The sequence below is a fragment of the Streptomyces sp. NPDC007901 genome (assembly GCF_042959465.1).
In the GTDB taxonomy this organism is placed as follows: domain Bacteria; phylum Actinomycetota; class Actinomycetes; order Streptomycetales; family Streptomycetaceae; genus Streptomyces.
The window spans coordinates 893141-910700 of record NZ_JBIBKW010000001.1 but is presented as its reverse complement, the minus strand read 5'-3'; the positions used below and the strand labels follow the sequence as shown (position 1 = coordinate 910700).

The 17560-nt window shown below is 70.4% G+C and carries 17 protein-coding genes and 1 pseudogene; 10 read left to right on the top strand and 8 right to left on the bottom strand.

The window, feature by feature from the left end; genetic code table 11:
- Together ACFZDK_RS04380 and ACFZDK_RS04375 are read left to right on the top strand one after the other, a co-directional pair.
- Nucleotides 1-483, top strand: a pseudogene (locus ACFZDK_RS04380) (hypothetical protein); the annotation flags it as partial.
- A 136-nt stretch (nt 484-619) separates the two neighbouring features.
- Nucleotides 620-1513, top strand: coding sequence for an alpha/beta fold hydrolase (locus tag ACFZDK_RS04375; RefSeq protein ID WP_390969603.1), 894 nt, complete (start codon nt 620-622; stop codon nt 1511-1513).
- A gap of 12 nt (nt 1514-1525) precedes the next feature.
- Here the strand turns inward: ACFZDK_RS04375 and ACFZDK_RS04370 are convergent, their stop codons facing one another.
- Nucleotides 1526-2419, bottom strand: a complete 894-nt coding sequence (locus ACFZDK_RS04370; RefSeq protein ID WP_390969602.1) for an NYN domain-containing protein — start codon at nt 2417-2419, stop codon at nt 1526-1528.
- Between the two features lie 170 nt (nt 2420-2589).
- Here ACFZDK_RS04370 and ACFZDK_RS04365 point away from each other — a divergent pair, with 170 nt between their 5' ends.
- The gene (locus tag ACFZDK_RS04365; RefSeq protein ID WP_390969600.1) at nt 2590-2742 is read left to right on the top strand and encodes a hypothetical protein; all 153 of its coding nucleotides are present in this window, start codon (nt 2590-2592) and stop codon (nt 2740-2742) included.
- A gap of 127 nt (nt 2743-2869) precedes the next feature.
- Here the strand turns inward: ACFZDK_RS04365 and ACFZDK_RS04360 are convergent, their stop codons facing one another.
- From ACFZDK_RS04360 to ACFZDK_RS04350, 3 genes are all read right to left on the bottom strand, one after another.
- A complete protein-coding gene (locus ACFZDK_RS04360; protein ID WP_355722849.1) occupies nt 2870-3475 on the bottom strand; it encodes a MarC family protein in 606 nt (201 codons plus the stop codon).
- A 53-nt stretch (nt 3476-3528) separates the two neighbouring features.
- On the bottom strand, nt 3529-4386 hold the full coding sequence (locus tag ACFZDK_RS04355; RefSeq protein ID WP_390969597.1) for a PHP domain-containing protein: 858 nt from the start codon (nt 4384-4386) through the stop codon (nt 3529-3531).
- 125 nt (nt 4387-4511) lie between these two features.
- Nucleotides 4512-5153: a DUF6758 family protein gene (locus tag ACFZDK_RS04350; protein ID WP_390969596.1), complete on the bottom strand. Its 642-nt coding sequence runs from the start codon at nt 5151-5153 to the stop codon at nt 4512-4514.
- 167 nt (nt 5154-5320) lie between these two features.
- Here ACFZDK_RS04350 and ACFZDK_RS04345 point away from each other — a divergent pair, with 167 nt between their 5' ends.
- Nucleotides 5321-6547, top strand: coding sequence for an MFS transporter (locus ACFZDK_RS04345; RefSeq protein WP_390969594.1), 1227 nt, complete (start codon nt 5321-5323; stop codon nt 6545-6547).
- A 68-nt stretch (nt 6548-6615) separates the two neighbouring features.
- Here the strand turns inward: ACFZDK_RS04345 and ACFZDK_RS04340 are convergent, their stop codons facing one another.
- The gene (locus ACFZDK_RS04340; protein ID WP_390969592.1) at nt 6616-7212 is read right to left on the bottom strand and encodes a suppressor of fused domain protein; all 597 of its coding nucleotides are present in this window, start codon (nt 7210-7212) and stop codon (nt 6616-6618) included.
- Nucleotides 7213-7696: 484 nt separating this feature from the next.
- On the opposite strand from ACFZDK_RS04340, the gene ACFZDK_RS04335 reads away from it, so the two are divergent.
- On the top strand, nt 7697-8827 hold the full coding sequence (locus ACFZDK_RS04335; protein ID WP_355722836.1) for a magnesium and cobalt transport protein CorA: 1131 nt from the start codon (nt 7697-7699) through the stop codon (nt 8825-8827).
- Nucleotides 8828-8837: 10 nt separating this feature from the next.
- Nucleotides 8838-9350 carry a hypothetical protein gene (locus ACFZDK_RS04330; RefSeq protein ID WP_390969590.1) on the top strand — a complete coding sequence of 171 codons (513 nt, stop codon included), beginning with the start codon at nt 8838-8840 and terminating at the stop codon, nt 9348-9350.
- 167 nt (nt 9351-9517) lie between these two features.
- Here ACFZDK_RS04330 and ACFZDK_RS04325 read toward each other — a convergent pair whose 3' ends face one another.
- Nucleotides 9518-10243 carry a hypothetical protein gene (locus ACFZDK_RS04325; protein ID WP_390969588.1) on the bottom strand — a complete coding sequence of 242 codons (726 nt, stop codon included), beginning with the start codon at nt 10241-10243 and terminating at the stop codon, nt 9518-9520.
- 199 nt (nt 10244-10442) lie between these two features.
- Here ACFZDK_RS04325 and ACFZDK_RS04320 point away from each other — a divergent pair, with 199 nt between their 5' ends.
- From ACFZDK_RS04320 to ACFZDK_RS04310, 3 genes are read left to right on the top strand one after another with little or no spacing between them, the layout of a single operon-like run.
- The gene (locus tag ACFZDK_RS04320) at nt 10443-11762 is read left to right on the top strand and encodes a magnesium transporter MgtE N-terminal domain-containing protein (protein WP_390969586.1); all 1320 of its coding nucleotides are present in this window, start codon (nt 10443-10445) and stop codon (nt 11760-11762) included.
- Nucleotides 11752-12348, top strand: coding sequence for a DUF1003 domain-containing protein (locus ACFZDK_RS04315; RefSeq protein ID WP_390969584.1), 597 nt, complete (start codon nt 11752-11754; stop codon nt 12346-12348). Before ACFZDK_RS04320 ends, ACFZDK_RS04315 begins: the two co-directional genes overlap by 11 nt.
- Before the next feature lie 43 nt (nt 12349-12391).
- Nucleotides 12392-13525, top strand: a complete 1134-nt coding sequence (locus tag ACFZDK_RS04310) for a P-loop NTPase (RefSeq protein WP_390969582.1) — start codon at nt 12392-12394, stop codon at nt 13523-13525.
- A gap of 62 nt (nt 13526-13587) precedes the next feature.
- Here ACFZDK_RS04310 and ACFZDK_RS04305 read toward each other — a convergent pair whose 3' ends face one another.
- A complete protein-coding gene (locus ACFZDK_RS04305; protein WP_390969580.1) occupies nt 13588-13986 on the bottom strand; it encodes a hypothetical protein in 399 nt (132 codons plus the stop codon).
- Between the two features lie 188 nt (nt 13987-14174).
- Between ACFZDK_RS04305 and ACFZDK_RS04300 the strand changes: the two genes are divergently transcribed.
- Nucleotides 14175-16736, top strand: coding sequence for a DUF6185 family protein (locus ACFZDK_RS04300; RefSeq protein ID WP_390969577.1), 2562 nt, complete (start codon nt 14175-14177; stop codon nt 16734-16736).
- Between the two features lie 45 nt (nt 16737-16781).
- On the opposite strand, the gene ACFZDK_RS04295 is transcribed toward ACFZDK_RS04300, so the two are convergent.
- Nucleotides 16782-17453: a hypothetical protein gene (locus ACFZDK_RS04295; protein WP_390969576.1), complete on the bottom strand. Its 672-nt coding sequence runs from the start codon at nt 17451-17453 to the stop codon at nt 16782-16784.
- Between the last annotated feature and the right edge of the window lie 107 nt (nt 17454-17560).

Here is a 17560-nt window from a genome sequence, read left to right as displayed (position 1 = left end):
GTCGAGGCCGAGGCCGCGCCCAAGCCGCGCCGCACCCGGAAGACCGCCGAGGCCGCCGTCGACACCGCCGAAGGTGCCGAGGCCAAGCCCCGCCGGACGCGCAAGACGGCAGCCGCCGCCGAGACCGCGGTGGACACGGCCGAGGCCGTCGAGGCCAAGCCCCGTCGCACCCGCAAGACGGCAGCCGCCGCCCCGGAGACCGTCGAGGCCGAGGCCGCGCCCAAGCCGCGCCGCACCCGGAAGACCGCCGAGGCCGCCGTCGACACCGCCGAAGGTGCCGAGGCCAAGCCCCGCCGGACCCGCAAGACGGCAGCCGCCGCCCCGGCGGAGATTCCGGCGCAGGCCAGCGAGGAGCAGGAGGCCAAGCCGAGGCGTCGTACGACGCGCAAGGCGGCCGAGCCCGTCGAGGCGACGGCCGACGCGGAGGCGAAGCCGAGGGTCCGCCGGACCCTGAAGGCCGCCGCCGCGGCTCCCGAGGCCTGATCGCGTCACGCGCCACGTCGGCCCGGCCCACCTCGTGTGGGCCGGGCCGTCGGCGTTCGTACGCCCGGGGCCACGGGGCCACGGGGTTCACCCACCGTCTTCCGGGCCGTCGCCGGCCTCCGGATAACCTCTCCCCATGAGCAGGCCTCGTACCTTTGTCCCGCCCGCCGGTGCCCGCGCGTACGCGCTCGCCACCGCGCGAGGTGAGTTCGCCGTCTTCGACGCGCCCGTCGCCGCCGGGGCCGAGCCCAAGGGGATCGCGCTGCTGCTGCCCGGATTCACCGGCAGCAAGGAGGACTTCAGTCCGCTGCTCGGGGCACTGGGCGCGCGCGGGTACCGGACCGTCGCCGTGGACGGGCGCGGACAGTTCGAGTCGGACGGTCCGGAGACCGACGAATCGGCTTACGCCCAGGAGGAGTTGGCGCGGGATGTGCTCGCACAGGCGGCGGCGGTCGGCGACGGCCGCCCGGTGCATCTGCTGGGGCACTCCCTCGGCGGCCAGATCGCGCGCGCGGCCGTGCTGCTCGACCACGCGCCGTTCCGCTCGCTGACGCTGATGGCCTCGGGCCCGGCGCAGATCTCGACCTCCCAGCAGCAGCGGGTGAAGCTGCTGCGGGACGCGCTCGCCGTGATGTCGATGGCCGAGGTCTGGGACGCCATGCAGGCCATGGAGGCGCCGGAGGCTCCGGAGGAGCTGGACGAGGACCTGGCGCGGGACCTGGAGGACGCCGAGGATCTGCGGCGCCGCTGGCTGGGCAACAAGCCGGCCCAACTCATCGCCACCGGCCGCCAGTTGTGCACCGAGCCGGACCGCGTCGCCGAACTCGCCGCCGTACCGCTGCCGTTCCATGTCCTGTCGGGCGCGCGGGACGACACCTGGCCGGTACCCCTGCTGGACGAGATGGCGCTGCGGCTGCGGGCGCGCAGGACGGTCGTCGAGGGGGCGGAGCACTCCCCCAACACCGAGCAGCCGGCCCCCACCGCCGAGGCGCTCGCCGCCTTCTGGGACGACGCCGACCACAAGGACTAGAGGACCGGGGGACTAGTACTGCGTCTGGAGGTGCTCCCAGAAGCCGTCGCGCAGGGCGCGGCGCAGGTCGGCCTGGCCGCGCAGGGAGTACTGGAGCATGCCCTCGGCCTCGACGAGGAGGTCCTGGTCGACGGAGCCGGGCAGGTAGGGATGGCCGGGCAGCAGCTCGACGAGGGACTCACGGCCGCGCGCGGAGAGCCACTTCGCGGCGATCTGCGCGCCGACGAAGCGGACGTTCTCGCGGGTGGGTCTGGTCGCCCCCGCCTCGTAGGCGGGGGCGGTGCGTCTGGAGACGTACGGCTTGAAGAACTCCAGGTCGAGGGTGCGCTGGCTGTCGACCTCCCAGAGCAGCGGCTCGGCCTGGTTGCGGCCCTCGGGGGCCTCGATGCCCCACAGGTGGACGCGGGCGCCGTAGCCCTGGGCGGCCTCGACCGCGGAGACCAGGTCCTCGTCACCGCCGAGCAGGGCCGCGTCGCTGATGGCGCGGTGCCGGGCGAGTGACTCCAGGTCGGTGCGGATCAGGGAGTCGACGCCCTTCTGCTGGTTGTTGGCGTTGAGGTTGCCGAGGCGGACCTTGACGTCCGGCAGCTCGGCGATGGCCTGCTGCTCGGCGGTGTGGATGCGGCGGCGGGCGCCGTCGTACCAGTAGACGCGCAGCAGCCGGCTGTCCGCGAAGATCTGGCGCGCCTTGTCGATGAGTGCCTCGATGAGTCCCTCGGCGTCGAGGTCGAAGGCGCGGCGGTCCTCCGTCCCGGCGGCGAGTCGGCCCGTGGCCGCGTAGAGGTAGCCCGCGTCCACGAAGATGGCGTGCGTCGAGGGCGTCTTGGCCACTTCGGCGAGCATGCGGGTGAGCAGCTCGTTCGTGCGGTCGATACGGGCCTGGAGGGCGGCGAGGTCGTCGTTCATCGCCTCCATTGTCCCGGCGGTCACGCTGCGAACACAACCGGTCCCGGTCAGTCTCCTCAAGACCTCGTACCGGTCAGTAATTAGACGTTCGAAAAATTTCTTTAGCGTAGGGAATGTTTGTAACACGCAAGCCGTTGACTCAGACGGAACACGAGACGAAGGGAGAGGCCATGCGCTTCGAAATCATGCGACTCGACGAGATCGACGGCACCACCGTGGACAGCACTGTCGTGGACGCCGCCTCCGTCAACAGGATCGTGCAGCAGGCCGCCGCCATCGGGCAGCGCCTGTGGATCCGACCGGCCGAGAACCAGGCTTCGTAACGAGAGACGCACCACCCACACACCGACGCGCGGAGCACCGCACAGTCTTCGGAACCCCCGTACGGCATCGACGCCGTGCGGGGGTTCCGCGTTTCCGGGTCCGGGTCGGGTCCGGGTTCGCCGGGGCTCACGCCCCCTTGATCACCTGGGTGACGCCGTTGATGATCTGCTGGACGGCGATCGCGGAGAGCATCATGCCGGCGAGCCGGGTCACCAGGACCACGCCGCCGTCCTTGATGAGCCGGATGATCAGCAGCGAGTAGCGCATCACCAGCCACAGCACGACATGGATGGCGAGGATCGCGGTCCACACGGACACCTGCGTGGCGACGCTGTCGGCCTTCTGCACGGCGAGGATCACCGACACGATCGCACCGGGACCGGCCAGCAGCGGCATGCCCAGCGGCACCAGGGCCACATTGACGTCCTTGGTCTGCTTCGGCTCGTCGTTCTTGCCGGTGAGCAGGTCCAGGGCGATCAGCAGGAGCAGCAGTCCGCCCGCGATCATCAGCGCGGGCACCGAGACATGCAGGTAGTCGAGGATCTGGTGCCCCAGCAGTCCGAAGACGGTGATCACACCGCCCGCCACGCACACGGCCTGGAAGGCCATCCGGCGCTGCACCTTGCCGGGCCGGCCGGAGGTGAGGGCGAGGAAGATCGGGGTGATCCCGGGGGGATCCATGATGACAAAAAGGGTCAGGAAGAGAGAGCCGAAGACGGCGACGTCGAACATGGGTGTGCTACAAGCCTTGCGGGAGAAAGGGACGTGGGTGCGAGGGCCGAGCCTCAGGCTCCGCCGGTCCCCGGCACCGGGAACGCCCCGGTCGCCCGGCGCGTGATCTCGCCGTACACCTCGGGGTGGGTGGTGTACTCGCCGAGCGTCACCGTCTTGCGGCTGCCGTGGTAGTCGGACGACCCCGTGACCAGCAGCCCCAGCTCCCCGGCGAGCCCCCGCAGCCGTGCGCGGGTGTCCTCGTCGTGGTCCATGTGGTCGACCTCGATGCCGTCGAGACCGGCCGCGGCCAGCTCGGCGATCGCGGACTCCGGTACGGTGCGCCCGCGCTTGGCGGCCGCCGGATGCGCGAACACGCACACCCCGCCGGCCCCCTTGACCAGCCGGATCGCCTCGAAGGGGTCGGTCTCGTGCTTCTCCACGAAGGCCCGGCCGCCGTCGGCCAGCCACTCCTCGGTGAAGGCGTCGCTCACGGTCGGCACGACACCGAGCTCGACGAGCGCCGAGGCGACGTGCGGCCGCCCCACGGAACCGTCGCCGGCGATCCGCTTCACCTGCTCCCAGGTGACCGGCACGCCGAGCGCGTTCAGCTTGGCGATCATGCCCTGCGCACGCGGCACCCGGTCGTCCCGGACCAGCTCGCGCTCGGCGAGCAGGTCGGGCTCCTCGGGGTCGAAGAGGTAGGCCAGCATGTGCATGGAGACGCCGTCGATACGGCAGGACAGCTCGGCCCCGGTGACCAGGGTGAGCCCCGCGGGCAGCGCGGCGATGGCCTCGGCGTATCCACGGGTGGTGTCGTGATCGGTCAGCGCGACCACGTCCAGCCCGGCAGCGGCGGCGTTGCGCACCAGCTCGGCCGGGGTGTCCGTACCGTCGGAGGCGGTGGAGTGGCAGTGCAGATCGATGCGCACGACGCGGACTCCAGCGGGACGGCACGGGTAGGGACACGTCAAGGATAGCCGTCGGCAGAGGGTGCCCTGTCACACCCGAGAGCGGGGGGCACCCCGTACAGCCAACGCACAGGAGAACGCGCCCCTCACGGTTCGAGCAATCGAGGGGACAGCGCGCCGCAGGGCACCAGGTCCACCTCCGCCCCCGCGTCCCGCAGATCCGTGAGCACCAGTTCGTCGTACATCAGCAGCCCGGTCTGCTCGGGCCAGACCACCGCCCACAGCCACAGCCCCCGGGCCTCACCCGCGAAGACGGCCCGGTCGTCCGGCGCACCGGAGACATGCCACAGCGGCGCGGGCCGCCCGGCGGCCAGCACCTTCGCCTGCGGCGGCTTCTCCACACTCATGTACGGTCCCGGATCCGGTCCGTCGATCCCGGCGTACCGCGCCCCGAGTCCGACCCCCAGTTCCTCGGCGACGAGGATCATCTCCCCTATCCCGCCGAGCGGCGCGGGTCCCGAGCAGGCGACGGCGGTGGCACGGCCGCCGCTGCGGTCGTCACCGGCGCACGCCACCCCCGTGAACAGCCAGCCGACCGGCAGCGGCCAGGGCATCCACACCGGGACCTGCGTGCGGTGCACCACGACACCGAGGGCCTCGACGCTGGGCGGGATCACGGGCTGCACCGGATGCACGGTCCCGTGCACATCGCACTGCCAGGTATCGGCGAAGAGTCCGGGAGCCCTGACCCGGCCACCACACTTCGGGCAACTGGGTTCGCCCCTCATAGGGCCCCACGGTCCTACCCCGGATCCCCCACGTCAAGGACGATCACCCGTCCGGACGGACCCGTTCACCGGGCGCAACTAGATGTATCTTGCATTAATTAGCCGCCCTAACTTACTATGTGTATACGCCAACCAAATCGGCACGCAGCAAGAAGCGGAGGAAGCGCATGGACGACCCATTCGACGCCGGGGCGGGCAGCATCCTGCGACAGCCGAAGGCCGTGTGGGCGACGGCGGGTGCGTCCGTCGTCGCCTTCATGGGCATCGGACTCGTCGACCCGATCCTGCCCTCCATAGCCAAGGGCCTGGACGCCACGACCAGCCAGGTCTCCCTGCTCTTCACCTCGTACTTCCTGATCACCGCCGTGGCGATGCTGCTCACCGGCTTCGTCTCCAGCCGGATCGGCGGCCGTCGGACCCTGCTGCTCGGCCTCGCCCTCGTGGTCGTCTTCGCCGGACTCGCCGGCACCTCCGACACGGTCGGCCAGCTGGTCGGCTTCCGGGCCGGCTGGGGCCTCGGCAACGCCCTGTTCGTGTCGACGGCCCTCGCGGTCATCGTCGGCGCGGCGGCCGGCGGCAGCGCCTCCGCGATCCTGCTCTACGAGTCCGCGCTCGGCCTGGGCATGGCCTGCGGCCCCCTGCTCGGCGCGGTGCTCGGCAACCTCAGCTGGCGCTACCCCTTCTTCGGCACCGCCACCCTGATGGCGGTCGGCTTCGTGTGCATCACCGCGTTCCTGAAGGAACAGCCGAAGCCCGCCCGCAAGACGTCGATCCTGGATCCGCTCCGGGCGCTGGGCCACGGCGGCCTCGCCTCCGCCGCCGTCTCCGCGTTCTTCTACAACTACACGTTCTTCACCGTGCTGGCCTTCACCCCGTTCGTGCTGAACATGACCCCGTACCGCTCGGGCGCGGTCTTCTTCGCCTGGGGCGTCCTGCTGGCCGTCTTCTCCGTGCTCGTGGCCCCGCGCATGCAGCGGCGCTTCGGCTCGCTCAAGGTGCTGGGCGGCTCGCTCGTGCTGCTCGCCGTGGACGTCCTCGTCCTCGGCTACGGCAGCCACACCGCCGCGATCGTCTGCACGATCCTGTCCGGCGCGTTCATCGGCGTGAACAACACCGTCTACACCGAACTGGCCCTCGGCGTGTCGGACGCGCCGCGCCCGGTGGCGAGCGCGGGGTACAACTTCGTCCGCTGGTTCGCCGCCGCGGCCGCTCCCTACTTCGCGCCGAAGATCGAGGAGTGGAGCGACATCCACATCCCGTTCGTGGTGGCGGCGGCCACCGCCGTCCTGGGCGCGGCCGTGGTGTACGTACGACGGAACGCCCTCACCCACGATGCCGAGGAACTCGAACCCCGGCACGCCACGGAGGACGGCGTCACGGTCTTCGCCAACTGACCTCTGCCGGCGCTTTGCCAACTGACGCCTTCCGGGCGGCGCTTGGTGAGCTTGCTCACCAAGCGCCGTCAGTCCAGCGGCACGGACTTCCGGTTCGGGTGCCGGAGGTCCGTCCCGCCCGCGAGCCAGCGCTCCTGGAGGGCCTGCGCGCCGTGCACCCGCTTCCAGGCGGCCTCGTTCGGCGTCATCGGCAGCAGCGGCAGGAACCGTACGGGATCGAGCGGCTCGTCCAGCTCCAGATCCTCGACGAGACCGCCCGGCTCACCGACCAGGACCGAGGTGAAGGGCGCCCCCGGCCACAGCGGCTCACCGACGTCGAGCGACGCGCCCGGCGCCACGATCAGGCCCTCGACCTGCGGAGACGCGGCGAGGACGGCGAGCGCGCGGAGCACCTTGTCGGTCTCGGCGAGCCCGGCGCGGACCGAGAGGACCAGCTCGGCGCGGGGTCCCTTGACGGGGTCCGCGACCATCGCGGTGGGGTCCGTCATGGGGTGCGCGGACATGCCGAGCGTGGCGTAGCGGACGACGTTCTCGCCCTGGAGATCCTCGTGGAAACGGAGCACCTCGATGGGGTCCGTACCCAGGAAAGTGACCGCCGCGCGTGCGTCCGGTTCGCCGAGAGTGGTGGTCAACCGGGCCTCGACCAGAGGAAGAACATCAGCCATGTCGTGAGCATAGAACTCGTCAGTAGCGGGCAAAGCGGCGCCTTGACACTGAGGGCTGCTGCTAGTCTGGCCGCGGTGGTCGGGGCAGCGCGCAGAGCGTCGCGGTAAGCCCCCGACGCCGACAGGACTCCCTTACGAGGGACCGGCTGGAGGAGGTGGGGCTGTCATGGATCGAAGTCACCCGTGCAGTACCACTCGCTCTTCCTGCCTCTGATTTCTTCTCTGGCTGGCTGCCGCCTTCTTGTGCGCGTTGTCGTTCGGAAGAGCACTTCGTTTCGCTTGCCTGATCCCTCTGACCGGTCCGCTCCGGGCCTGTCTGGATCCGTTCGTCTGATCCGAATCAGTAGCGATGTCGCCACCGCAACGGTGCGGTGCTCCCCGCTTTGTGGACGTGCCAAACATCCGCAGTCAGGACGTCCCCATTCCGGGTAGTTCCACCCGTTCGCCGGCGAACTCTCGCTGCCTGTCGCGAAGGAGCCTGCCCATGTCGATGATCCGCGACCTGCGCGCCGTGGTCCGCCCGTCCCGTCCCTCGCTCCGCAAGAGCCTGCGCCCGGACACCGGCGCGTACGACACCACCCGCGACCCCGGTACGCCGTCGGCCGTCGTCGACTGCGCCGTGTACCGCGACGGCGCGCGCGTCGAGACGGCGAAGCCGCTGACCCCGCACGAGGCGATGCGCCTGGTGCGCCGGGACGGCGGGTTCGTGTGGATCGGTCTGCACGAGCCGACCGAGGCCGAATTCGCCGGTATCGCGAGCGAGTTCGGGCTGCACCCGCTGGCCGTGGAAGACGCCGTCCAGGCCCATCAGCGCCCGAAGCTGGAGCGCTACGACGACTCCCTCTTCACCGTCTTCAAGACCATCCACTACGTCGAGCACGACCAGCTCACCGCCAACAGCGAGGTCGTGGAGACCGGTGAGGTGATGTGCTTCACCGGCCGGGACTTCTTCATCACCGTCCGGCACGGCGGCCAGGGCTCGCTGCGGGCGCTGCGGCACCGGCTCCAGGACGACCCCGAGCTGCTCGCCAAGGGCCCCTCGGCCGTGCTGCACGCCATCGCCGACCACGTGGTCGACGGCTATGTCGCGGTCGCCGACGCCGTGCAGGACGACATCGACGAGGTGGAGACCGAGGTCTTCACGCCCGGCCGCAGGGGCGGGGTCTCCCGAGGCGTCGACTCGGCGCGCATCTACCAACTCAAGCGCGAGGTGCTGGAGTTCAAGCGCGCGGTGTCGCCTCTCCTCCGCCCCATGCAGCTGCTGAGCGAGCGGCCGATGCGGCTGGTCGACCCCGACATCCAGAAGTACTTCCGGGACGTCGCCGACCATCTCGCCCGCGTCCAGGAGCAGGTCGTCGGCTTCGACGAACTCCTCAACTCCATCCTCCAGGCCAACCTCGCGCAGGCGTCCGTGGCGCAGAACGAGGACATGCGCAAGATCACGTCCTGGGCCGCGATCATCGCCGTACCGACGATGGTGTGCGGGGTGTACGGCATGAACTTCAAGTACATGCCCGAGACGCACTGGCGGTACGGCTACCCGGTGATCATGGGCATCACCATGGTCATCTGCCTCGGCATCCACCGCACCCTGAAGCGCAACGGCTGGCTCTAGGGTGGGCGCCATGACAAGCGAGCTGCTCGACCAGGCCCTCGTCGAGGAGGCCACGAAGAAGTCCGGCCTCATCTGGGTCCGGGGCGCCGGGGCGCCGGCCGCGCGTGCGGTGTGGCACGCGTGGGCCGACGGCGGCGTGTGCCTGGTCGGCGACGGCGCCGAGCAGCCGCTGGCCGGGCTGGCCGACGGGGGCACGGCGGAGGTCACCGTCCGCAGCAAGGACAAGGGCGGCCGGCTGGTCACCTGGACGGCGACGGTCGCGGAGCTCCCCGCCGGCACCCCGCAGTGGGACGCCGCGGTGGCGGAACTCAAGGGCAAACGCCTCAACGCACCCGACGGCGAGGCGATGACGGAGCGGTGGGCCCGGGAGTCCCGGGTGCTCCGCCTGACCCCGACGGGAGCGGTCCTGCCCGTACCGCCGGGAAACCTCGCCGAAGCACCGGTCCCGACCCCGGCCACGACCCGCCGCCCGATCCCGGCGGGCCTCCCACGCCTGCTCGCCAAACGGAGAAAGAGCAAGTAGCCGAGAGCCGCGCGCAGTTCGGCACCGCCGGCCACCGCCGTCGTGGCCGATCACCGTCACGGCGGAATCGGAACGTACCCCCGGTCCCATCGGTCCGCCGCGGCGGCGCTCGGCCCCCGCGGTGGTGACCGGCGGTGCCGAACCTGCTGCCACCCCGACGCCGCCCCTCAGGACGTCGGCAGCTGCTTGCCGTAGTCCACCGTGTCGCCCTTCTCCGGCTCGGCCACGCTGAAGTCCTTGCCCCACTCGGAGAAGGTGAGGGTGCCGGCGCCGCCGCCGCGCTCCAGGCGGAGCGGGTACGGCTTGCCCTGCAGGGAGACGTCGAGGGTGCCGCCCGATCCCTTGTCGCCGGTGATGCGGATGGTGGGGGTGCCGGACTGCTCGTGGTGGCCGGCGGTCGCGAGGGAGCCGTGCAGCGTGAGAAGGCCCGAGAGGAGGACGTCCTTGTCCGTGAAGCCGCTGAACTTCTTGTACGCCGGGTCGCTCCGCGGCACCTTGACGTACTTGCCGTCGAGTTTGCCCGCGGCGGCCGTGTCACTGCCGTCGGCGTGGTTCCAGAACCCGGCGTCGGCCTGCAGATACAGCGTCTTGCCGACCCGCACCAGCTGGAAGGTCGCCCCCTTCGAGGTGACCGACCCGGTCCCGCCGTCCGCGTTCAGGCGCATGTCCAGCTCGTACGTACGCCCGCTCGTGACCACCGTCCCCGCCATCCGCACCGTCGCCACCGACGTCGCCGCCGCGCGGGTCTTCGACTGGATCACGTCCGCGGACAGCTTGCCCACCCCGTTCGTCCCGGCGTCCGGATCCTCGCTGCATCCCGTGAGGACGGCCAGTGCGCACACCGCCGTCACCAGCACGGCGCGAGGGGTACGGCCCGGAGCAATCGCGGTCACGGACAGGGCCACCTTTCTGTCGGGTCCGGCTCGGCGTACCGCAGCGTACCGGTGTGTCGCCCACCCGGCGGAGCCGGTCCGTCCGGACCGCCCACCAGGGCGTATCCGATCGGTACGGGCTAGCCTGAAGCCCACCGAGCGGGCAGAAAGGGCAGGAAATCCAGCAAGTGGAACTTCGGTAGGCAAAGGAAGCGAACCCATGGCAGCCGGCGCTCCCCGGATCTTCGTCTCGCACCTCGCCGGCATCGCCGTCTTCGATCCCAACGGCGACCAGGTGGGCCGCGTCAGGGACCTCGTCGTCATGCTGCGCGTGGGCCGCAAGCCCCCGCGGCTGCTCGGCCTGGTCGTCGAACTGTCCACCCGGCGCCTCATCTTCCTGCCCATGACCCGGGTGACGAGTATCGAGTCGGGCCAGGTCATCACCACCGGTGTGCTCAACGTCCGCCGCTTCGAGCAGCGCCCCACCGAGCGTCTGGTCTTCGGCGAACTCCTCGACCGCCGGGTCCGGCTGGCCGACACCGGCGAGGAGGTCACCGTCCTCGACCTGCGCGTGCAGCAGCGGCCGGCCCGCCGGGAGTGGGAGGTCGACCGGGTCTTCGTCCGCAAGGGACGGACGGGAACGTTCCGGCGGACCAGGGGAGAGTCGATCACCGTCGAGTGGTCGCAGGTCACCGGGTTCTCCCTGGAGGAGCACGGCCAGGGCGCCGAGAGCCTGCTCGCCACCTTCGAGCAGCTGCGCCCCGCCGACCTCGCCAACGTGCTGCACCACCTCTCCGCGAAGCGCCGCGCGGAGGTGGCCGCCGCGCTGGACGACGACCGGCTGGCCGACGTCCTCGAAGAGCTCCCCGAGGACGACCAGATCGAGATCCTCGGCAAGCTGAAGGAGGAGCGGGCGGCGGACGTCCTGGAGGCCATGGACCCGGACGACGCGGCCGACCTGCTCTCCGAACTCCCCGAGCCGGACAAGGAACGGCTGCTGAGCCTGATGCAGCCGGCGGACGCGGCCGAGATGCGGCGCCTGATGTCGTACGAGGAACACACGGCCGGCGGGCTGATGACGACCGAGCCGATCGTGCTGCGGCCGGACGCCACCGTCGCCGACGCCCTCGCCCGGGTCCGCAACCCCGACCTCTCCCCGGCCCTCGCAGCCCAGGTCTACGTCTGCCGTCCGCCCGACGAGACCCCGACCGGCAAGTACCTGGGCACCGTCCACTTCCAGCGGCTGCTGCGGGACCCCCCGTACACCCTGGTCAGTTCGCTGGTCGCCGACGACGACCTGCAACCGCTCGACCCCGAGGCCACGCTCCCGATCATCGCCGGGTTCTTCGCCACGTACGACATGGTCGCGGCGCCCGTGGTGGACGAGACGGGGTCGCTGCTGGGCGCGGTGACGGTGGACGACGTCCTCGACCACATGCTGCCGGACGATTGGCGGGAGACCGAGTTCCACCTCGACGAGGAGGAGCAGACGACGCAGGAGCCGGCGGCGGAGAAGGGGGCGGGGAGCCATGGCGCCTGAACGCGAGAGCGGCCGCGAGCGCACGCCGTCCGGTGCCACCGCCGCCACCCGGCCGCGCGGTGTGCGGCTGGACCAGCCGCGCCCGCCGCGGCGCAGGCTGCTGCCCGAGTGGGACCCGGAGGCCTTCGGGCGGCTGTCCGAGCGCATCGCGCGGTTCCTGGGCACCGGGCGGTTCATCGTCTGGATGACGATCGTGGTCGTCGTCTGGGTGGTGTGGAACATCGCGGCGCCCGGCAGGCTGCGCTTCGACGAGTACCCGTTCATCTTCCTGACTCTGGTGCTGTCCCTGCAGGCGTCCTACGCGGCCCCGCTGATCCTCCTCGCGCAGAACCGGCAGGACGACCGCGACCGGGTCAACCTCGAACAGGACCGCAAGCAGAACGAACGGTCCATCGCCGACACCGAGTATCTGACCCGGGAGATCGCCGCTCTGCGGATGGGTCTGGGCGAGGTGGCGACCCGGGACTGGATCCGTTCCGAGCTGCAGGACCTGTTGAAAGTGATGGACGAACGCCGGAACGGGCATCACGAACATGCCGTATTCCCGGCAGAACGGTCGGCGAGGCGTGACGTAGACGACCGCTGAGGGGCGTTATAGGGGGCATGCGCCTCGCCGTACCATCGTGTGTATGGCTAGCGAAGACGCGGTGCGCGAGGCATTGGCGACGGTGAACGACCCGGAGATCAACCGACCCATCACCGAATTGGGGATGGTGAAATCGGTGGAGATCGGGGAGGACGGCGCGGTCGCGGTCACCGTGTACCTGACGGTCTCCGGCTGCCCGATGCGGGACACGATCACCCAGCGGGTGACCGAGGCGGTCTCGCGGGTGGACGGCGTCACCCGTGTCGACGTCACGCTGGACGTGATGAGCGACGAGCAGCGCAAGGAGCTGGCCTCCGCGCTGCGCGGCGGGCAGACCGAGCGCGAGGTCCCCTTCGCCAAGCCGGGCAACCTCACCCGGGTCTACGCGGTCGCCTCCGGCAAGGGCGGCGTCGGCAAGTCCTCGGTCACGGTCAACCTCGCCGCGGCGATGGCCGCCGACGGCCTCAAGGTCGGTGTCGTCGACGCCGACATCTACGGCCACAGCGTCCCGCGCATGCTCGGCGCGGACGGCCGCCCCACCCAGGTCGAGAACATGATCATGCCGCCGTCGGCGAACGGCGTGAAGGTCATCTCCATCGGCATGTTCACCCCGGGCAACGCCCCGGTGGTCTGGCGCGGCCCGATGCTGCACCGCGCCCTGCAGCAGTTCCTGGCGGACGTCTACTGGGGCGACCTCGACGTCCTGCTCCTGGACCTCCCGCCGGGCACCGGTGACATCGCCATCTCGGTCGCCCAGCTGGTCCCGAACGCGGAGATCCTGGTCGTCACGACCCCGCAGCAGGCGGCGGCCGAGGTCGCCGAGCGGGCCGGCTCCATCGCGGTCCAGACCCACCAGAAGATCGTCGGCGTGGTCGAGAACATGTCCGGCCTGCCCTGCCCGCACTGCGGCGAGATGGTCGACGTCTTCGGCACCGGCGGCGGGCAGACGGTCGCCGACGGCCTCACCCGCACCACCGGCGCGACGGTCCCGGTCCTCGGCAACATCCCCATCGACGTCCGCCTCCGCGAAGGCGGCGACGAAGGCAAGCCGGTCGTCCTGACCGACCCCGACAGCCCGGCCGGCTCGGCCCTGCGCGCCATCGCCGGAAAACTGGGCGGCCGCCAGCGCGGCCTCTCGGGCCTGTCTCTGGGGATCACGCCCAAGAACAAGTTCTGACCTCTACGACGAGGGGGCGCCGTCCGTGACGGACGGCGCCCCCTCGTCGTATGCCGTCCCGGTCAGTGGGCGTGGTCGCCCTCGCTGCCCGGACAGAGGTCCAGCACCGTGCAGAGCAGGATCTCCTCATAGGAACCGCCGTCGGGCTCCGCGCCCCCCGCGCGCTCGGCATGCCGGACGAACCGCCACTGCGAGGCCTTGGCGTGCCCGGTGCGGTCCGCCTTCTCCACATGGATGCTCAGCGTGCGGGCCCGGGGGTCGTTGGTCTCCACCAGGACCTCGTCCTCGGCCAGCGGGAAATGGTCGTGCAGAAGGCAGAGACCGAAGCGGTCCAGATTGCCGTGCTTGGCCAGCACACCCACGAGATCCCGGACGAACTCCGCGTCCGCGGGACCCAGCCCTTCGGCCTCCGTAAAGCGAGGCAAACGTTTCCGCAGGGCGGACAGCGATGTCTCGGTCATGACCCCTCGCCAAAATAGTTGACGGTCGAATTGTTGACGGTCATCGGATTCCATTATCAGCCACTGACAGATTTCCTGCAATTCCGGAGACCGGGCCGAAGGAGTGGGGCGGGCGGTCCGCTGTCGCGTGTCCCGGGGTGATGGCTAGAACGTGTGTCTAACTTCGCCGGTGAGGAGGTGTCGGGGCGATGAGGCGATGGTTCGGACTGCTGTCATTGGTGGTGCTGGCGGTGACATGGTGGGGGCTTGCACCGGCGGCCGCACAGTCGGGCGGTCACGACACCTGCCTGACGAAGGAACTCGATTCAAGCAGCGTGAATGCGCGGATCCGATTCGACCAGCACGGCAAGGAATACGTCAAAGTATCCTCATACATGACGATCATTGTTCCCATAAATGATTGGGAATTGGCGCGGAAGCTGACCGCCGACAAGGAATCCAGGGATTACCGCACGGCAATGCGCTGTCTATTGCGCGGGCCGGACAACTCCCAGCGGAAGGACGAATGGCTCTACCATGAACCGTTCGTCACCGCGGACGCGACCACGGTCAAGGTGCAGTACGACTGCTTCGGCTGGATCAAGAGCCACGCGCCGATTCTGCTCGGGCCCTGGACCATCGACAACGACCACGGACACACGTGGATGGCTTCCCTGCACCCGTCGGCGCTGCAGAACATCGCGTGGTACCGGGTCGAGGCCGATCTCGGCGGCCTCGGGTTCATCGACCACTCGGGACAGGCGATCTCCTCCGACGGCAAGACCCTGGTGTGGCGGTACGAGCGGCCCGAGAAGATCTCGATCGAGGGCGACCTCCCCTGGAAGCGTTCCTGGATCCTGGCCTACGACGACTCCCGGTGGAGTTCGGTGGGCGTGGCGACCTGGTGGGTGTGCGCTTCCGTCATGATCGCCCTGGCCGCGCTGCGGCACCAGCGTTCCTCCGCGCCGGGGGCACAGGACGTCGGCGCCGTCACCGCCGGCGGCGGCCGCGCCGACAACCCCGCGCGGGCGCTGCTGCAGTGGGCGCTGCTGAGTGGGGCGGTCGCCGTGATCCTGGTGCTGGTCCTCTCGCAGCCGCACGTCAGTTCGCGATGGCGCACCCTCGGCTGCCTCGTGACCGGATGGGCCCTGGTCCTGGTGGCCCGTCCCTGGAGTCCGGGGCCGACGGCACCCGACGGCCCCAAGGCGCAGGCGAGCCGGCGCCGCCAGGCACGCACGGTCATCGGGCTCGCCACGGTCACCGCCGCGCTCGGCATGCTCGTGGTGCTGGCCCCCGAACTCTTCGACCTGCCGCCCGACCTGTCACCGGAGACGACCATGCCGACGGCCCTCGGCCGGATCGGGTACGCGCTCATGGGTCTGACGACCCTGTGGCTGTGGCTGGCCGCGATGGCCGCATGGGCGTGGCGTTTCGCGTCCGAAGGGCGACTGCTTCCGAAGGCCTGGGTCAAGACCTGGAACAAGGCGCCCGTCCGCTGCGTCGCGGGCGTCTCGGCCCCGCTGTGGATCATCGCCGGCTGTCTGCACACCTGCCTCTGGTGGGTCAACGAACACCAGTGGCAGCGCGTCGCCTGGCTCACCGACCAGAGGGGCACGCGCAGCCACGGCCACTACGTCAACGACTACCTGGCGAACTTCTCCTTCACCTACCTGATGTGGATCTTCTCCTACAGCTGGGCCCTGACCGGGGTCGCCCTCTTCGCGCTGCTGCACCACCGCTCCAAGTCCCAGCGCCATCACGCCGGCCAGAAGGGCGAGCACGCGGGTCTGGGCCCGGACCGGGCCGACTTCCTGCTGATCGCCGCGGTGTTCGCCCTCACCGTGGGCCTCAGGGGCGCCAGGATCTCGGGGACGACCGCCCAGTGGAGCATGTGGCTGGTGCTGAACATCGGCTCGCTCTTCCTGGTGCTCGCCGCGGGACGGCGGTGGTCGGTGCTGAGCCGGCTCGGAGATCACTTCTACCGGAACCGGCTGAGCACGGGAAAGCGTCGCGGTGAGTTGCTGGAAAAGGCCCGTGAGTACCGCGGCGTCAACCATCAGCAGCGGTTGCTGGACCAGGGGCGGGGCGGCGCGGTCACCAGCGCGGAGCTGGAGGGAAGACTGCGCGGGCTACGCCAGTGGCTGGTCGACGGCTGCGAGGGCAAGAAGCCGCCCGAGCACCTCTCCGTCCTGGGGGCCGCCCTGGCCTGGGGGCCGCAGGCTCACTGGTGGTCCAACGCCATACGCGCCGCCCGCCTGGCCTTCTGGTTCGGGCTCCCGGCCTCCGGCGCCCTGCTGTATCTCGACGCCGCCGGGGCCTGGAGTGCGACGACACTCACCTACGAACCCACCGCGATTCCGAACGTCGTCGCCAATTCCGTCGCCTACCAGGCGGCCTGGGTCGGTGCCGGATTCGTGCTGGGCGCGCTCTGGCGCCTGCTGCCGGGCGGCGGCAGCCCCCTGCGCGCGTGGAGCCTGACGTTCGCCTACGCCGTCCCGGCCTGTCTGACCGCCCTGCTGATCCAGTTCACGGACACGGACTTCGTCCCGCTGCTCCTGTACTCGGTGCTCATGCTCACCGTGCTGACCCTCACCAGCATCTGTATGGACCTGGCGACGTTCCGCAAGGAGCAGCAGTACTGGCCGAGCCGTTTCGCCCTGCTGCAGTCGATCTACCAGCTGCGCGGTCTGTCGGGTCAGGTCGCGTGGCTCTTCGCCCAGATGGCGGTGATCGTGACCATCGTGACGACCCTGGCCAAGGCCCGCCACTAGGACGGGTCCCGGCCCGGGTCACCGGTCGTGGACGCGGCGGCCCCGTCAGGCGTACGCCGCGATGTCCTTGATCATCGCGAAGCCGAGCCCGTACGCGCTCATCCCGCGCCCGTACGCGCCCAGGTGCACCCCTTCCGACGTGGAGCCGGCCAGGACCCAGCCGAACTCGGACTCCCGGTAGTGGAAGGGGGTGGGCACGCCGTCGACCGGGAGGGACAGCGTCGACCAGGCGTCGCCCGCCAGGTCGTCGGCCAGTTCCCAGGCCGTCTCGGTCTGCTGCTCCAGCCAGTCGTCCCGGAGGCTGTGGTCCATCTGGCCCGGCCAGGTGAAGGACAGCAGGCCGACGCCCGCCAGCCACGCGGCGGACGACACCGTCGTGGCCTCCAGCAGGCCCGTACCGTCGGCGCTCCGCCGGGACGGGCTGGCCGCGACGGTCACGACCACCGCGAACTTCTCCCTCGGCTCGCCGACGGACGAGGCGAGGTGCTCATTGCGTACGGACGGCTCGTCGCCGTGTCCGATCGAACCGTGCTCCACCGCGCCGTCGGCCGCCGTACCCACCTGCATCAGCCAGCGCGGTCCCGTGAACGCCTCGTCGAGGCCGTACCAGGGGAAGTGCGCCAGCAGGTAGCCGTCGACCGTACGACGGGCGGAGGGGACCTGCTGTCCGTTCTCCGCGACCGGTGTCTGTCCGCCCACCCGACTTGTCGTCTCCATCTGCCCGGACGCCTCCTTGCTCCAGTCGGTCCGGGGCGGCCCGCCCCCCTTCGGGCGCACTCGTCCGGTCCGCACAACAACTCGGCAGCATATCCACCTCGCTGGGA

Bases quoted from the DNA above. Each gene is read 5' to 3' on its own strand.
- ACFZDK_RS04375 (WP_390969603.1), top strand. From the start codon at position 620: ATGAGCAGGCCTCGTACCTTTGTCCCGCCCGCCGGTGCCCGCGCGTAC.
- ACFZDK_RS04370 (WP_390969602.1), bottom strand. From the start codon at position 2,419: ATGAACGACGACCTCGCCGCCCTCCAGGCCCGTATCGACCGCACGAAC.
- ACFZDK_RS04365 (WP_390969600.1), top strand. From the start codon at position 2,590: ATGCGCTTCGAAATCATGCGACTCGACGAGATCGACGGCACCACCGTG.
- ACFZDK_RS04360 (WP_355722849.1), bottom strand. From the start codon at position 3,475: ATGTTCGACGTCGCCGTCTTCGGCTCTCTCTTCCTGACCCTTTTTGTC.
- ACFZDK_RS04350 (WP_390969596.1), bottom strand. From the start codon at position 5,153: ATGAGGGGCGAACCCAGTTGCCCGAAGTGTGGTGGCCGGGTCAGGGCT.
- ACFZDK_RS04345 (WP_390969594.1), top strand. From the start codon at position 5,321: ATGGACGACCCATTCGACGCCGGGGCGGGCAGCATCCTGCGACAGCCG.
- ACFZDK_RS04340 (WP_390969592.1), bottom strand. From the start codon at position 7,212: ATGGCTGATGTTCTTCCTCTGGTCGAGGCCCGGTTGACCACCACTCTC.
- ACFZDK_RS04335 (WP_355722836.1), top strand. From the start codon at position 7,697: ATGTCGATGATCCGCGACCTGCGCGCCGTGGTCCGCCCGTCCCGTCCC.
- ACFZDK_RS04330 (WP_390969590.1), top strand. From the start codon at position 8,838: ATGACAAGCGAGCTGCTCGACCAGGCCCTCGTCGAGGAGGCCACGAAG.
- ACFZDK_RS04320 (WP_390969586.1), top strand. From the start codon at position 10,443: ATGGCAGCCGGCGCTCCCCGGATCTTCGTCTCGCACCTCGCCGGCATC.
- ACFZDK_RS04315 (WP_390969584.1), top strand. From the start codon at position 11,752: ATGGCGCCTGAACGCGAGAGCGGCCGCGAGCGCACGCCGTCCGGTGCC.
- ACFZDK_RS04310 (WP_390969582.1), top strand. From the start codon at position 12,392: ATGGCTAGCGAAGACGCGGTGCGCGAGGCATTGGCGACGGTGAACGAC.
- ACFZDK_RS04305 (WP_390969580.1), bottom strand. From the start codon at position 13,986: ATGACCGAGACATCGCTGTCCGCCCTGCGGAAACGTTTGCCTCGCTTT.
- ACFZDK_RS04300 (WP_390969577.1), top strand. From the start codon at position 14,175: ATGAGGCGATGGTTCGGACTGCTGTCATTGGTGGTGCTGGCGGTGACA.
- ACFZDK_RS04295 (WP_390969576.1), bottom strand. From the start codon at position 17,453: ATGGAGACGACAAGTCGGGTGGGCGGACAGACACCGGTCGCGGAGAAC.